This window comes from Ottowia oryzae, from assembly GCF_003008535.1.
Taxonomy (GTDB): Bacteria; Pseudomonadota; Gammaproteobacteria; order Burkholderiales; family Burkholderiaceae_C; genus Ottowia; species Ottowia oryzae.
In genome coordinates this window covers 1,767,861-1,782,500 of record NZ_CP027666.1, presented here as the reverse complement: position 1 = coordinate 1,782,500, position 14,640 = coordinate 1,767,861, and the positions used below count along the sequence as shown (strand labels likewise).

Annotated in this window: 12 protein-coding genes (1 of these 12 cut by a window edge); 5 read left to right on the top strand and 7 right to left on the bottom strand. The window is 67.3% G+C overall.

Annotated features, from left to right (window positions below):
• A protein-coding gene (locus tag C6570_RS08280; protein WP_425437912.1) for a glycerate kinase type-2 family protein crosses the window boundary here: on the top strand, positions 1-816 show its 3' portion. It extends 504 nt beyond the left edge of the window; the window shows 816 of its 1,320 coding nt (coding positions 505-1,320); its start codon lies off the left edge, out of view; the stop codon is at positions 814-816.
• 121 nt (positions 817-937) lie between these two features.
• A complete protein-coding gene (locus tag C6570_RS08275) occupies positions 938-1,522 on the top strand; it encodes a Crp/Fnr family transcriptional regulator (protein ID WP_245896367.1) in 585 nt (194 codons plus the stop codon).
• Between the two features lie 33 nt (positions 1,523-1,555).
• Here C6570_RS08275 and C6570_RS08270 read toward each other — a convergent pair whose 3' ends face one another.
• Complete coding sequence (locus tag C6570_RS08270) at positions 1,556-2,890, bottom strand: aspartate aminotransferase family protein (protein WP_245896365.1); 1,335 nt, start codon at positions 2,888-2,890, stop codon at positions 1,556-1,558.
• 386 nt (positions 2,891-3,276) lie between these two features.
• Between C6570_RS08270 and C6570_RS08265 the strand changes: the two genes are divergently transcribed.
• Positions 3,277-4,494, top strand: coding sequence for a multidrug effflux MFS transporter (locus C6570_RS08265; RefSeq protein ID WP_106702782.1), 1,218 nt, complete (start codon positions 3,277-3,279; stop codon positions 4,492-4,494).
• Between the two features lie 239 nt (positions 4,495-4,733).
• Positions 4,734-5,048, top strand: coding sequence for a quaternary ammonium compound efflux SMR transporter SugE (sugE, locus tag C6570_RS08260; protein WP_106702781.1), 315 nt, complete (start codon positions 4,734-4,736; stop codon positions 5,046-5,048).
• Positions 5,049-5,252: 204 nt separating this feature from the next.
• Here sugE and coaD read toward each other — a convergent pair whose 3' ends face one another.
• The 4 genes from coaD to C6570_RS08240 all read right to left on the bottom strand — a co-directional run bounded on the left by coaD (position 5,253) and on the right by C6570_RS08240 (position 10,000).
• Positions 5,253-5,753, bottom strand: a complete 501-nt coding sequence (coaD, locus tag C6570_RS08255; RefSeq protein WP_106702780.1) for a pantetheine-phosphate adenylyltransferase — start codon at positions 5,751-5,753, stop codon at positions 5,253-5,255.
• Between the two features lie 280 nt (positions 5,754-6,033).
• Positions 6,034-6,717, bottom strand: coding sequence for a 16S rRNA (guanine(966)-N(2))-methyltransferase RsmD (gene rsmD, locus C6570_RS08250; protein WP_106702779.1), 684 nt, complete (start codon positions 6,715-6,717; stop codon positions 6,034-6,036).
• Between the two features lie 329 nt (positions 6,718-7,046).
• Positions 7,047-8,408, bottom strand: a complete 1,362-nt coding sequence (locus C6570_RS08245) for a M16 family metallopeptidase (RefSeq protein WP_106702778.1) — start codon at positions 8,406-8,408, stop codon at positions 7,047-7,049.
• Positions 8,409-8,494: 86 nt separating this feature from the next.
• A complete protein-coding gene (locus C6570_RS08240) occupies positions 8,495-10,000 on the bottom strand; it encodes a M16 family metallopeptidase (RefSeq protein ID WP_106702777.1) in 1,506 nt (501 codons plus the stop codon).
• 284 nt (positions 10,001-10,284) lie between these two features.
• Here C6570_RS08240 and selD point away from each other — a divergent pair, with 284 nt between their 5' ends.
• A complete protein-coding gene (gene selD, locus C6570_RS08235) occupies positions 10,285-11,394 on the top strand; it encodes a selenide, water dikinase SelD (RefSeq protein ID WP_106704594.1) in 1,110 nt (369 codons plus the stop codon).
• Between the two features lie 28 nt (positions 11,395-11,422).
• On the opposite strand, the gene C6570_RS18280 is transcribed toward selD, so the two are convergent.
• A complete protein-coding gene (locus tag C6570_RS18280; RefSeq protein WP_211297664.1) occupies positions 11,423-13,060 on the bottom strand; it encodes a restriction endonuclease subunit S in 1,638 nt (545 codons plus the stop codon).
• Between the two features lie 11 nt (positions 13,061-13,071).
• Complete coding sequence (locus C6570_RS08225) at positions 13,072-14,550, bottom strand: type I restriction-modification system subunit M (RefSeq protein WP_106702776.1); 1,479 nt, start codon at positions 14,548-14,550, stop codon at positions 13,072-13,074.
• Positions 14,551-14,640 lie beyond the last annotated feature (90 nt).

Below are 14,640 nucleotides of genomic sequence, written 5' to 3'. Positions count from 1 at the left end.
ACGCTGCGCAAGCACCTTTCGCGCATCAAGGGCGGCAGGCTGGCTGCGGCGTGCCATCCCGCGCGGGTGGTCACGTTGGCCATCAGCGACGTACCGGGCGACGACTTGGCCGTGATTGCCAGCGGCCCTACCGTGCCCGATGCGTCCACCTGCGCCGATGCCCTTGAGGTGATCCACCGGTATCGCATTGACGTTCCAAGCTCCGTGATGAGAGACCTCGAGCGCGGCACCCTCGAAACGCCCAAGCCTGGAAGCGCGCTGTTCGCGGGTCACAGCACGCACATGATCGCCACGCCGCGCCAGTCCTTGGAAGCCGCCGCAGATGCAGCGCGTGCGGCGGGTTTGAACGCGTGTGTCTTGAGTGACGAGATCGAAGGCGAGTCGCGCGACATCGGCCGAATGCACGCCGCACTGGCGCGCGCCGTGGCCAACGATCAAGGCGCTTTCCAGCGGCCATGCGTGTTACTCAGTGGCGGAGAGACAGCCGTCACGCTGACCAGATTGCCCGAAGGCGCGAAGCCGGGGCGGGGCGGCAGGGCTGGCGAGTTCTGCCTGGGCCTGGCCGAAGGGCTTCAAGCGCAAGCCGGGGTCTGGGGCCTGGCCGCAGATACCGACGGTATTGACGGGGTCGAGGACAACGCGGGCGCCCTGGTCACCCCCGACACCGTGGCGCGCGGCAAGGCGGCAGGCTTGTCGCTGGCAGATCACATTGCGCGGCACGATGCCTACGCGTATTTCCAGGCCATCGGCGATCTGGTCGTTACAGGCCCAACGCACACAAACGTGAACGATTTTCGCGCCGTGCTCATTCTTTGACGCGGGGCGAAGCCGCTGGCGACAACGGTTGACTTGTATCAATGCCGCCTGCGCGCGGTACCGGCACAGTCCGGCCATGATGCCGCTCGAGTCGAATCACTGGCGAGGTGAACCCTGCGTCATGCCGCGCGGCGCTACGCTGATGCGCCGCGCCATCCCTTTGGACTACGTCTATCACGTGGACGTCGGTCGCGTGTCCCTGCAGTTGAACGACGGCGGGCTGGGGCCGCGGCAGGTGGGCACATTGATGGGGCCGTGCTGGCTGAACGCCACCTGCGCGGTGCTGGGCGAAAACCCGCTGGTCGACGCCGTGGCAGACACCGACCTGCGCGTTCAGCGCGTGACGCTGCCCGTCTTCATGGCCGAGATGGAATCCCTGCCCGGCACGGCACGCTCCGTGTTGGCGGGCGTCGCGCTGGCGCACCGCCAGCAGACCGAGTTGGCCGTCAGCCGCCTGACCAAGGACGCCGAGGCGCGCTGCGCCGAATGGCTGCTTCGCCACGCCGAGACACCCCCTGACCGTCCGGGCACGCTGCAAGTGGCTCTGCGCGAGCGCAAACGCATGGTCGCGGCGCAACTGGGCATTGCGCCCGAGACCTTTTCGCGCGTGCTTCGGCAGCTGCGTGAACGCGAGTTGATCAGCGGCACCGGCCGCGTGCTGGGCCTGATCGACCCGAACGGCCTGCGGCAGCTGGCCCGCACCTGAGGCGCTGGCGCCTCACACGCGGCACTTTCGCGCCTAGGCTCCCGCCGGTCTTTGCAGCGCCGGGGCCGGCGCGGCGGGTGGCCACAGGCCGCGCCGGGCGTTGACCGCCTCACCCATCGCGTGCTCCAGGCGCATGCACTCAGCGTCGCCAAACGGCAACGACAGGGCGATGAAGCCCCGGCGCGCCATATAAACGCTGCGGCCGAGCAGCTCAAAGAACATTAACGCCTTGACGCGGTCGTCCGCCGCAACCAGGTCGTCGGCGCTGCGCAACGGGCCGGCCAGCGGGTGCAACTGCATCAGCGAGCCCAAGCCTGTCAGCTGCAGCGGCACGCCTTGCGCCTCCAGCATCTTGTTCAGCTTGGTCCGCAAGGCATCGCCGCGGCGGTTCAGCGCGTCCAGCCGCTCTGCCGTCAGCAAGTGCTTGAGGCCCGCCAAGCCCGCCGCCATCGTCAGCACGTTGTTGTTGAAGGTGCCAGCGTGCTGCCAGGCTTGAGGGCGGCGCGGGTCGTAGCGCGCCATCAGGTCTGCCCGGCCACCGAAGGCGCCAAAAGACAGGCCGCCGCCAAAGTACTTGCCCAGCGTGGTCAGGTCGGGGCGGATGCCCAACTGGCTTTGGCGGCCGCCGAACGACAGGCGCGAGGTCATCACCTCATCCAGAATCAGCAGCGCGCCCTTCTCGTCGGCCAGCGCTCGCAAGCCTTGCAGAAAGTGCGGCTCACCGGGAATGCAGCCGCCAGAGCCCAGCATTGGCTCCACCAGGATCGCCGCCAGATCCTTGCCGTGCGCTGCCACCTGGGCGCGCACGTCTTCCAGATCGTTGTAGCGCGCCACGACCCATTCGTAGGGCACGTTGACGGGGCTGCCGCCCTGCCCAAAGGCCAGCACCCCACCGTGGTAAGCGCCCTTGAAGACCAGCACCTTGCGCCGCTCGGTCACCGCCGTGGCGGTGGCCAGGGCCATCAGGTTGGCTTCGGTGCCCGAATTGGTGAAGCGCAGCAACTCCATCGACGGAAAGCGGCGCTGAAGCTCGCGCGCCAGCAGGCCTTCGCGCTCGGTGTGGGACGACAGGCTCAGCCCGCTGTGCAGCGCCTCGCTGACGGCCGCGCGGATCGCCGGGTCTGAATGGCCGTACAGCCCGGCCGTGTACTCGCCCAGCGCGTCCAGGTAGCGGTGTCCGTCCGCATCCCACAAATGGCAGCCCTCGCCACGCACCATGTAGGGCGGAAACGGGTCGAAAAACAACACACTGCGTGTATTGCCGCCGGGCAGCACGCCCAGCGCCTGCTGATGAAGGCGTTCGCTGGCGGGGTGCGAACGGCGGTATTGCTCGATGGCCTGGTTCAGTGCCTGGTCAAGGTCGCTCATGCGCGCCATTGTGCGGGGAACGCTGGCGCGCCGGCACAACGCGCGGCGCATTCCCCTCAAACCGAGGCTGGGGCGCCACGTTGGCAGCCTGGCAGCCAACCCCGACCGACCGCCCCAGCGGCCCAAACGCCCGCGCATTGCCCGCGGATCACCGGCGGAACGCCTGCGCATCGCCCATGCGGCGCCCCAACGACACCCAAACGACGCGTGCGGCGGCGCACAGCCCGTATAGTGGGCGGCCGCGCGCCAAGGCGCGCCGTGGGCGGGCGCCCTGCCCGCGCCGGGCCATCGCTCCAGCTGCTTGGGGCGACCAGTGCCCCGCCCTTCCCCATCGCTTCCCGTCGTTTTCCCTGCCCGTCCCCTCAACCGCCACGCGCCTTCACCCGATGAACCCCAACGCCGATCAGCTCTGGAAAGCCCCCCGCTGGGCCATGGCCATACTGCTGGCCGTGCTGGGCATGCTGGGGCCGTTTTCGATCGACACCTACATCCCCGCCTTCAGCGCGATCGCCCATTCGCTGAACGCCACGCCGGTGCAGATGCAGCAGACGCTGTCGGCCTACCTGTTCGGCTTTGCCTTCATGAACCTGTTTCATGGCGCACTGTCCGACAGCCTGGGCCGCCGCCCGGTCATTCTGGGCGGGCTGGTGCTGTTCACGCTGGCTTCGCTGGGCTGCGCGCTGTCTCAAACCGTGGGGCAGCTGATCTTCTTTCGGGCGCTGCAAGGCTTGTCTACCGGCGCGGGCGTGGTGGTGTCGCGCGCCGTGGTGCGCGACATGTTTCCGCCGTCCGAGGCCCAGCGGGTGATGAGCCAGATCACCATCTTCTTCGGCATTGCGCCGGCGCTGGCGCCCGTCATCGGCGGGCTGCTGTCCGAGGCGCTGGGCTGGCACGCCGTGTTCTGGTTTCTGGTGGCCGTGGGCGTGGTGCTGACGCTGGTCAACCTGCGTTTTCTGCCGGAAACGCTGCACGTGCAGGCGCGTCAGCCCTTCCAGGTGGGCAACCTGATGCGCGGCTACGGGCAACTGCTTTCAGACCCGCGCTTTTTGCTGCTGGCGCTGGCCTCGGGCGTGCCGTTCAACGGCATGTTCCTGTACGTGCTGTCGGCGCCGGCGTTTCTGGGCGGCATCCTGACGCTGCGGCCCACGCAGTTCTTCTGGTTCTTCGTGCTGACCATCAGCGGGATCATGCTGGGCTCGTGGCAATCGGGCCGCATGGCGGGCAAGGTGCGGCCCAAGAACCAGATCATGCGCGGCTTTCGCATCATGCTGGCCGTGTCGTTGCTGAACGTGGTGGCCAACCTGCTGTTCACGCCCAGCGTGTGGTGGTCTTTGTGGCCCATCGCCATCTTCTCGTACGGCTGGGCGCTGATGGTGCCCGTGGTCACGCTGATGGTGCTGGACTTGCACCCCGCGCGGCGCGGCATGGCCTCGTCGCTGCAGGCGGTGGTGGCCAGCACCGCCAACGGCATCGTCGCCGGCGTGGTGGCGCCGCTGGTGATGCATTCGGCCATCGGCATGGCGCTGACCTCGCTGGCCTTGATGGCCATCGGCCTGGTGGCCTGGGGCTGGCTGCGCATGCGCTGGCGGGACATGGGCTACTGACGCCCCTACGCGGCTTGGGTGGTTGGCACGCCACAGTCGACGCCCGCCCCGTTCAACCATAAAATCAGGCCCCAGCGCACTACACACCAGCGCCAGCAGCTATATTTTGAATAGCTAACCCTTGCCTGTCGGGACGACCCGGCAGCGCCTCTACCCCCCGGGGACGACCCCACCACCGCGCCGCCCTTGCGCAGCTGCCCAGCTTGCAGCTTGCGGCGCCCTGTTACGAGGTTTTCACCATGCCCTGGATCATTCTGGTCATCGCCGGTCTGTTTGAAATCGGCTGGGCCATCGGCCTGAAATACACCGAAGGCTTCACCCGCCTGTGGCCCACCGTGGGCACGGTCGCGTCGATGGTCATCAGCGTCGGCCTGCTCGGCGTGGCGATGCGCGATCTGCCCGTGGGCACGGCCTACGCGGTGTGGACCGGCATCGGCGCGGTGGGCACCGTCATCCTCGGCATCGTGCTGATGGGCGACCCAGCCAACGCGCCACGCCTGGCCTGCGTGGGCCTGATCCTGGCCGGCATCATCGGGTTGAAGCTGACGAGCTGACGAGCTGACGAGCTGACGAGCTGACGAGCTGACGAGCTGACGAGGGCGCGTGCGCGCCGCGCGCGCCAGTTCACTCTCAAATAGATAGCTGCCCGCGCAGGCTGCACCTGCGCCAGGGGGCAAAACCCTCATGCTGGTCGATCAGCCGGTGCTCTGTGGTGCGTGCGTCCGACGCGCGCCAGCCAGCACCCGGTCGGCAGCGCCTCAGGGCTTGGTGCCCGCGTCCTTGCGCGCCATCAGCCGCTGCCACACGTGGGGCGACACGAACTGCTTCACGTCGCCGCCCAGCAGCGCGATTTCACGCACGAAGGTGCTGCTGACAAACTGGTACTGCCCGCTGGGGGTGAGGAAGACCGATTCCACCTCCGGCGCCAGCTTGCTGTTCATGCCCGCCAGTTGAAATTCGTAGTCGAAATCGGTCACCGCGCGCAGCCCGCGCACCATGGCGCGGCCGCCCTTGTCGCGCACGAAATGGCTGACCAGCCCGTCGAACGGCTCCACGCGCACGCCCGGCCACTGTTTGGCCGATTCGGTGACCATCGCCAGCCGCTCATCCAGCGTGAACAGCGTCTTCTTGTGGTGCGCGATGGCCACCGCGATGATGACCTCGTCGAACAGCTCGCGCGCACGGCGCACGATGTCTTCGTGCCCAAGGGTGATGGGGTCGAACGTGCCGGGATAGACGGCGATCACGTGGCGGCTCATGGGTTCGGTCTCCTGGGTGGCGGTCGCCGCGCGGGTGGGTGCGCTGGCTTTGCGGGATTATGCCGAGGGGGTGCCGGGGGTGCGTTGTGGGTGAGGTGGTTGTAGAGCGTTTGGGGCTGTGGCGCTGGTGCTGTGTGCCTTGGCAGCTATCTTTTTTTGCTTTTTAGGGGTTCGCTAGGGCCGAGCTCGGGTCTCGGCCTCCGCCCTCAGCAGCGCCAACGAAACATCAAAAAATATAGCTGCCAGCGCAGGCAGGACCAGCGCCAAAGCCCAATTTCAATCACCCCGCCGCCGAAGGCCGCAACCAATGCGCATGCACTGCCCCGGCCTTCAAATGCCGCTTCACCACCAGGCCGAGCGCCGCCAATTCCGCATCCGCCCAAGCGCGCGGCGCCTCCAGGTACACGTGCCCGTTCGCGCCCACCGCACGCGCGGCCGCTTGCAGCGCGCGCTCAAACACGTCGCTGTCGAAAGGCGGGTCGAGCAGGACCAGGTCAACGCTGCCCGCAGGCAAAGCGGCCAGCGCAGCCACGCCGTCGCCGCGCTGCACATGCACGGCTTCGGCGCCGAGCTGGGTGCGCACGGCTTTCAAAGCGGTGACCAGGGCCGGGTCGCGCTCGACCATCTGCACATCCACCGCGCCGCGCGAGGCGGCCTCGAACCCCAGCGCGCCGCTGCCGGCGAAGGCGTCCACGCAACGCCAGCCGCCCAGGTCCTGGCCCAGCCAGTTGAACAGCGTCTCGCGCACGCGGTCGGGCGTAGGCCGCAGGCCGGGCGCGTCGGCCACCGGCAACAGCCGGCTGCGCCACTGGCCGCCGACGATGCGCACCTGGTGACGCCCCGTGCTCTGCGCGCCTGACGCTTTGGCGCCAAGCGACTTGCCCGCCGCCGCCCCGCCGCGCTGGGGCGTGTTGCGGGCTGCGGTGCCGGGTTTGGAGGGGCTGGATTTCGGGGGTCTGGGCATGGGCGCTATTGTGGCGGGGCGCTGATGACCAGCGCCCTCGGGCGGCAGGCGCCGTCACACCCGCGCAAGCAACCGGGCGGGCATGCGGCCCGCCTTTATGCGGAAGATCCGCATGGTCTGCGCCGCGGGCGCGAAGCAACGATGGAGCGACAAAAAAGGCCGCGTGGCGGCCATTTTTTGCGGGGCGACTGACCGACAAGCGGCCAGAACTTGGGGGACGACTCGCTGGTCGTCCGTTACCGAATCACTACGGTTTCGATAGCTGCCAGCGCCGGTGGCAAGCGCGCCAGCGGCCGATCTATATCCAACCTCGGCGCACCAAGCCCTCATCACTTGGCGGGAGCCGCCGGCTTGCCGCCCAGCACCACCGTCACCATGCGCTCGGGCTGCAGCACGCGCGCAAACGCCTTGCGCACGTCGTCGGCGGTCACGGCCTGGACCTTTTCTGTCCAGTGCTCCAGGTAGTCCAGCGGCAGGCCGTTCCAGGCGATGTTGGCCACGTTGTCCAGCAGCTTGCCGTTGCTGTCCAGGCGCAGGGGAAAGCCGCCGATCAGGTTGTCTTTGGCGGCTTTCAGTTCGGCCTCGGTCGGGCCCTTGGCCACGAAGTCGGCCACGATCTGGCGCGTGAGGCCCAGCGCCGCGTCGGCCTGGTCGGGCCGCGTTTGCAGGCCCACGGTGAAGGCGCCGGCGTGCAGGCCGGGCGAGAACGAGCTGCCCACGCCGTAGGTCAGCCCACGCTGCTCGCGCACCTGGTGCATGAGGCGCGAGGTGAAGCCCCCGCCGCCCAGGATGTGGTTGCCCACCAGCAGCGCGAAGAAGTCGGGGTCGGTGCGCTTGTAGCCCGGCTGGCCCACCAGCACCTGCGCCTGCGCGGCATCAAACGGGATGCGCTCTTCCTTGGCCGCCGTGAGCGGCGCCACCTCGGGCACGGGCGGCAGCGGCGCGCAGCTGGCGCCTTGCGGCAGGCGCGCCAGCAACTGGGCGACCAGCTGGTCGGCTTGCGCGCGGTTGACGGCGCCCACCAGGCTGACCTTGGCGCGGCAGGGCAGGATGAAGTCGCGGTAGCGCGCGCGCATGTCGGCCACGCCTATGTGCTGCAGCGACGCGGGCGTGGTGTCGTACCCGTAAGGGTGGTTGCCGTACACCGCCTGGCTGAAGGCACGGCCGGCGATGGTGCCGGGGCGCGTGTCGGCTTCGCGCAGGGCGGCGGACAGGCGCTCGCGTTCGCGCCGCCACACGGCTTCAGGGAAGGACGGATCGCCCAGCTGGCGCGAGGCCAGCGCGACGGACTTGGCCAGCAGATCGGGCTCGGTCAGCGTGCGCAGGCGAAAGCTCATGCGGTCGGCACCCGCGCTGGCGCCAAACGAGGCGCCCAGGTCGGCCCAGGCCTGGCCCAGCTGGTTTTCGTCCAGCGCGGGCTGGCCGCCCTTGGCCGCCACGCCCAGCCCGGCCATCAGCGCGGTGGCGTCGGCCAGGCCGGCCTGCTTGGCGGGGTCGCGCCGGCTGCCGGCGTCAAAGTCCAGCTCGACATCCAGCATGGGAATGGAGGGGCTTTCCACCAGGTACACCTGCGCGCCGCTGGGCTGCGTCCAGTGCTGGATGGGGATGGCGGCCAGGGCCGATGACAAGCCAAACACGGCGCCAGCGCAGTACAGACCAGCGCTGGCAGCTATGGTTTTAAGAGTATTCATGGCAAAACTGGAACTGGATGAACGAAGGCGGCAGGCGGCAGCACGCGCTGCCCCGGCGGCTGCAACCACACGGGTGGCGGCGGGCATCAGCGCATGTCCCCTGCGGCGGCAGCGGGCGCGGGGCGCGGCTTGGCGGCCGGGTCGCGCGGCTGCGGCACCAGGGTGGCCACGGTGAGCTGGTCGTCACCAAAATACTTCTTGGCCGCAGCCTGCACCTGGGCAGCGGTGATGCCGCGCAGGCGCTGCACCAGGCGCACGTCAGCGTCCAGCGGCATGCCTTGCACCCACAGCGCGCCGATTTCCTGCGCCTGGCCCATGACGGAGTCGCGCTTGTACACCTGTGAGGCGACCCACTGCGTCTTGACGCGGGCCAGCTCTGCCTCGCTCACGCCGTCTTTGGCAACGCGGGCGACTTCGGCGCGCAACGCGGCTTCGACCTGCTGGGGCGTTTTGCCCGCGGCGGGCACGCCGGTCAGCATGAACAGCTGCGGGCCGCGGCCAAACAGGCCGTTGCCGGCGCTGGCCGAATCGGCCACGCGGTGCGGGCCCTGCGTCAGCGCGCGGTCCAGCCGGGCGCCGCTGTAGCCGTCGAGCACGGCGGCCAGCACGGTGAGGGCCAGCGCATCGTCGTTGCTGGGCGATGCGTCCAGCGAATCCATCTGCGGCACCTTGAAGGCAAGCGACACCACGGCCTGCTCGGCCGGGGCTTTCACGGCGATGCGGCGCACGCCTTTTTGCAGCGGCTCGGGCTGCGGCTTGCGCACGGGCAGCGCGCGCGCAGGAATGCCGCCGTAGGCTTTTTGCGCCATGGCCAGCACCTGCTGCGGATCGACGTCGCCCACCACCACCACGGCGGCGTTGGCGGGCGTGTACCAGCGCTTGTAGAAATCGCGTGCGTCTTGCGGCTGGATGGCATCCAGGTCGCCCATCCAGCCGATCACCGGCACGCGGTAGGGCGAGGCGACGAAGGTGGCGGCCATCTGCTGCTCATACATCAGCGCGCGCGGGTTGTCGTCGGTGCGCATGCGCCGCTCTTCCTTGATGACGGCCAGCTCTTTGCCGAATTCCTCGTCGCTCCAGCGGTTGTGGGCAAAGCGGTCGGCCTCCAGCGCCATGACGTCGGCCAGGCGGTTGGCGGGCACCTGCTGGTAGTAGCCGGTGTAGTCGCGGTTGGTGAAGGCGTTTTCACGCCCGCCCAGCTCGGCCACGCGGCGCGAAAACTCGCCCGGCGGCAGGGTGTCGGTGCCCTTGAACATCATGTGTTCCAGCACGTGGGCCACGCCGGTGGTGCCGCTGACTTCGTCGACCGACCCCACGCGCACCCACAGCATGTGCACGGCGGTGGGGGCGCGCCGGTCGGGCTTGACGATCAGCGTCATGCCGTTGGCCAGGGTGAATTGCTGCGCAGCATCGGCGCTGGCGGGGCGTTGCGCGGTGGTGGCAGTGGCGGCTGGGCTGCTGGCGGCGGGGGCCTGCGCAGCCGGGGGTGGGGCGGCGCAGGCGGTCAGCGCCAGGGCCAGCGCGGCCAGGGCGAAGGGGGCCGCCGCACGGCGACAGGCGGCAAGGGTGAAGGGGGTGGAATCGCGTTGCATGGGCGAATGGAGTCGGCGGGCGGGAGTTTCGTTCCCACACCAGGATGGGCGGTGGGGCCGGGGCGGCGTGCGGACAAGGCAGACCGCCACCGGCCCGCGGCGATTGTGCGCCCGCCAGCGGCGCTGCCCGTGTCGGCCAACAGCGCGTTGCTTGCTTGATGCGCATCAATATGATTTTGATAGCTGCCAGCGCTGGTGGTGCCTGCGCTGGCGCCCGATTCGCCTTGAATACCAGCAAAACCCGCGCGCTGCGCCGCCCACCCCGCTTGCACGACAATGTGCGGATGAGCAACGCACCCGTCACCGCCAACCCCGCCGCCAACCTCACCAAACACGCCGCCGCCCCAGCGGCCGAACCCCGCCTGACCAGCCTGTCGCACGGCGGCGGCTGCGGCTGCAAGATCGCGCCGGGCGTGCTGTCCAGCATCCTGCGCGGCACCCAAGGCATGCCCATCCCGCCCGAGCTGCTGGTGGGCATAGAAACGTCGGACGACGCGGCTGTCTACAAGTTGAACGACAGCCAGGCGCTGGTGGCCACCACCGATTTCTTCATGCCCATCGTCGACAACCCGTTCGACTTTGGCCGCATCGCCGCCACCAACGCGCTGAGCGACGTATACGCCATGGGCGGCACGCCCATCATGGCGCTGGCGCTGGTGGGCATGCCGATCAGCGTGCTGTCGGTGGACACCATCGGCCAGATCCTGGAAGGCGGCGCCAGCGTGTGCCGCGCCGCGGGCATTCCGATTGCGGGCGGGCACACCATCGATTCGGTCGAACCCATCTACGGCCTGGTGGCCCTGGGCCTGGTGCACCCCGACCGCGTCAGCAAGAACAGCGGCGCCCAGGTGGGCGACGTGCTGGTGCTGGGCAAGCCCATCGGCGTGGGCGTGCTGTCGGCCGCGCTGAAAAAGAACGAACTGCCCGCCGACGGCTACGCGCAGATGATCGCCACCACCACGCAGCTGAACACCGCCGGGCCGGCGCTGGCCGCCCTGCCCGGCGTGCACGCCATCACCGACGTGACCGGCTTCGCCCTGGCCGGCCACGCGCTGGAGCTGGCGCGCGGCGCCGGCGTCACGGTGCAGATCGACTGGCCCAGCGTGCCCCTGCTGCCCGGCGTGCGCGACTTGGCGGCGCGCGGCATCGTCACCGGCGCCAGCGGCCGCAACTGGACAGCCTACGGCGCCGAAGTGGCCCTGCCCGAAGGCTTTGCCGACACCGAACGCGCCCTGCTGACCGACCCGCAAACCAGCGGCGGGCTGCTGGTGTCTTGCGCGCCGGGCGCGGTGGATGAGGTGCTGGCCACGTTCCAGAAAAACGGCTTTGCGCAGGCAACGGTGATCGGGCAGGTGCTACCGCGCGGCGAGCGCGCGCTGACCATCAGCGCCTGACGCGGCGGCCGCCGCACACCGCGCCGATTCAGGCGCCGGCCGCTTCGTCCACCAGCGCCTGGGCCAGCCGGGCCTGCAAGGACTGGCGATCGGCCAGGCGCTGGCGCAGGTCGGCGCACAGGCGGCGCAGTGCGGTGACGCGGGTGACGATGCGGGATTGTTCTGTCTTGCTACAGATTGGAATCCAGAAGCCTCGAAGATCAGACTGCGAGATATTGACTTGGCTTGCTGCCATCCCTGATTTTGCGGCTTCGATTTGGTCCTTCGTGTAGCCGGCATTCAATGCGAGCACGATAAAGGCAGGCAACATTTCGTCAGCCGCGGGATGAAATCGGACTATTTTGTCGGAAAGCATCAATCGCGGCGGCGCCAGGTCTACCCAGCAGGAAATGCCAACGCGATTCATAGGTCCCGCGCGTGTAATGAGGATGTCTCCATCCTGCACCTCAATTTCAGGCCGTGGGCTCAACTTACTTGGCAGGACTTTGTGCTCGCGTGGTCGAAATTCATTAATCTGAACTGCCGTCGTTCGCAAAACCCCCCAACGCGTTGGATCGGATCGCTCGCCCTCATCGCAAGCAGGACTCCACCCTGAACCCATATTTTCTACGAGGTCCCCTAGCTGCGCCCAGGTCCATCGGTCTGGCAACTCATAGGGAAAAAAAGGCACCTTGTCGTCGGCTGATTTGCGGCTTTTCCCAGCGTTTACAGCCTTTCGCTGCGTCACCCGGTCGAGCAGTTCGCTGGCGGGTTCGTCGGTGGGGTCTTGGGGCACGAGCAGGCCGCGCACGGCCAGTTGCAGCAGGGTTTGCTCCAGGGCGTCGATGGCTTCGGGGCGGTCCAGCAGCAGGTCGAAGTGTTGGGCCACGCGCTGCCAGTGGGCGGCCAGTTCCTCGGGCGTGGTGCTGGCGGTGAGCGTGCCCAGCAGGGTGCTGACCACTTGCGCGTGATGCGCGGCCTCCAACTGGCCCTTGGCCTCCAGCGCATCGCACAGGCGCATGAGGGCCTCGACGCGGGTGACGATGCGGGATTGTTCGGCGAGGGGTGGGAGCGCAAACAACTGCGCGTTTAGCACCTTGAAGTGACGTGCATATCCCCGATCCTCCAAATCGAAACCCCTGAGCTGGAAAGCAAAGAACTTCTCGTCTTGCAAAACTGGCCGCAATATCTTGGTCCCGTCCGCCCCGGCTACGAAATCAAAGTCAATGTGCTTGATTGCCTTTGTGTGATCGCCGAAAACAATTACAGGTCCAGGAATCTCAATCAACAGAGCCCGATCATTGGTATATCCGGCAATCGGCCTCTGCCCCTGGTCAACAACTGGAAAACGCCCCTCAATCTCTACGGCAGAAGATAGCAATTTGTTGCTGCTCGGAGATATCGAGTAGTAAATCTCAGGCAGCCGCACCCACTCCCACCCCACCGGCAACTCAAACGGCTTTTCCTCCTCCGCAATCTCCGCCAGCGGCTTGTCCCGCTTGATCTTGCCCTCGGCCATCAGCCGATCTTTCTCCGCCCGAATCTTCTGCAGCAGCACGCTCGCCGGTTCATCGGCCGGGTCTTGTGGCACCAGCTTGCCTTGCACGGCCAGGGTGAGGATGAGTTCGCGCAGCTTGGCGACGCCACCGGGGGCGGTGGCGAGTAGCTCTATATTTGATAGCAGCATGCGCTTATTCCTCAAGCGCTAGCGGCTGTTTTGGCCAAAGACTGGGCGAGGATGCCCTTGAGCTCGTCGCGCAGGGCCTGGGCTTCGGACTGCAGGCGGGCGTAGTCGGCCAGCAGCACCTCGGGGTCGTGGCTGGTTTGCTCGCCCACATGCGGGTTCTTTTGGTCGAGGTTCCAGTTGGCGGCCTTGATCTGCTCGATGCTGACCTTCCAAGCGCGTTCGTTTTCCACGCGGGCGGCAAAGCCATCGGCCTCGGTGCCCCACCAGGCTTTCTCGGCGTCGAATTCTTCGATACGGATTGGCTTGGTTTTGTTGTAGTTTTTGACGCCCTGGGGGTAGGGGTGCTCGTAGTACCAGATGTGCTGGGTGGGCTGGCCTTTGGTGAAGAACAGCAGGTTGGTTTTGATGCCGGTGTAGGGCGCAAACACGCCATTGGGCAGGCGCACGATGGTGTGCAGGTTGCAGTGCTGCAGCAGTTGTTCTTTGATGCGGGCCTTGACGCCTTCGCCAAACAAAAAGCCATCGGGCAGCACCACGGCGGCGCGGCCACCGGGTTTGAGCAGGTGCTGGATGAGCACGAGGAAGAGGTCGGCGGTTTCCTTGGTGCGCACGTCGGCCGGAAAGCCCGCCTCGATGCCCGGCTCTTCAATGCCGCCAAAGGGCGGGTTGGTGAGGATGACGTTGACGCGGTCTGCAGCGGCGTAGTCGCGCAGCGGGCGGGCCAGGGTGTTGTCATGCACGATCTGGCTGGGCACTTCGATGCCGTGCAGCAGCAGGTTGGTGACGCACAGCATGTGCGGCATCTGCTTTTTCTCGAAGCCGCGGATGCTGTTTTGCAGCACGGCCTCTTGTTCTGCGTTGTGCACTTGTTTGCGCAGGTGTTCGATGGCGCAGACGAGGAAGCCGCCGGTGCCGGTGGCCGGGTCCATGACGCTTTCACCCAGCTGGGGATTGGTCATGTCCACCATAAACTGGGTGACGGCGCGGGGGGTGTAGAACTCGCCCGCGTTGCCTGCGCTTTGCAGGTCGCGCAGGATTTTTTCGTACAGGTCGTTGAACTGGTGGCGCTCGGCTTGGCGGTTGAAGTCGATGGCGTTCAGCTTGTTGACCACCTGGCGCAGCAGGTGGCCGCTTTTCATGTAGTTGTAGGCGTCTTCAAACACGCCGCGCACCACGTAGCCGCGCGGGTTGCGGGCGGGGTCGGCACTGAGGCTTTTGAGGGTGGCAAAGAGCTGGTTGTCCACAAAGTCGAGCAGCGCCTCGCCAGTCATGCCCTCGGGGTTGGCCGCCCAGTTGCGCCAGCGCATGGCTTCGGGGATGGGGCTTTGGTAGTGGTCGCGCGTGAGCTCAAGCTCTTCTTCGAGCGCATCAAACACCTTGAGGAACAGCAGCCAGGTGAGCTGGCTGATGCGCTGCGCGTCGCCATCCACGCCAGAGTCTTGGCGCATGATGTCTTGGATGGATTTGATCACGGGGGTGAGGTTGGACATGGAACGCGGGCTCTAAGCAAAAACAGGCTCTAGCGCTTATCTATCAAGCGCCAGCAGCTATCAAATCAGGAGTATTTGGCGGTACTCAGC

Coding starts and splice junctions, on each gene's coding strand:
- C6570_RS08275 (WP_245896367.1), top strand. CDS start 938: ATGCCGCGCGGCGCTACGCTGATGCGCCGCGCCATCCCTTTGGACTAC.
- C6570_RS08270 (WP_245896365.1), bottom strand. CDS start 2,890: ATGAGCGACCTTGACCAGGCACTGAACCAGGCCATCGAGCAATACCGC.
- C6570_RS08265 (WP_106702782.1), top strand. CDS start 3,277: ATGAACCCCAACGCCGATCAGCTCTGGAAAGCCCCCCGCTGGGCCATG.
- sugE (WP_106702781.1), top strand. CDS start 4,734: ATGCCCTGGATCATTCTGGTCATCGCCGGTCTGTTTGAAATCGGCTGG.
- coaD (WP_106702780.1), bottom strand. CDS start 5,753: ATGAGCCGCCACGTGATCGCCGTCTATCCCGGCACGTTCGACCCCATC.
- rsmD (WP_106702779.1), bottom strand. CDS start 6,717: ATGCCCAGACCCCCGAAATCCAGCCCCTCCAAACCCGGCACCGCAGCC.
- C6570_RS08245 (WP_106702778.1), bottom strand. CDS start 8,408: ATGAATACTCTTAAAACCATAGCTGCCAGCGCTGGTCTGTACTGCGCT.
- C6570_RS08240 (WP_106702777.1), bottom strand. CDS start 10,000: ATGCAACGCGATTCCACCCCCTTCACCCTTGCCGCCTGTCGCCGTGCG.
- selD (WP_106704594.1), top strand. CDS start 10,285: ATGAGCAACGCACCCGTCACCGCCAACCCCGCCGCCAACCTCACCAAA.
- C6570_RS18280 (WP_211297664.1), bottom strand. CDS start 13,060: ATGCTGCTATCAAATATAGAGCTACTCGCCACCGCCCCCGGTGGCGTC.
- C6570_RS08225 (WP_106702776.1), bottom strand. CDS start 14,550: ATGTCCAACCTCACCCCCGTGATCAAATCCATCCAAGACATCATGCGC.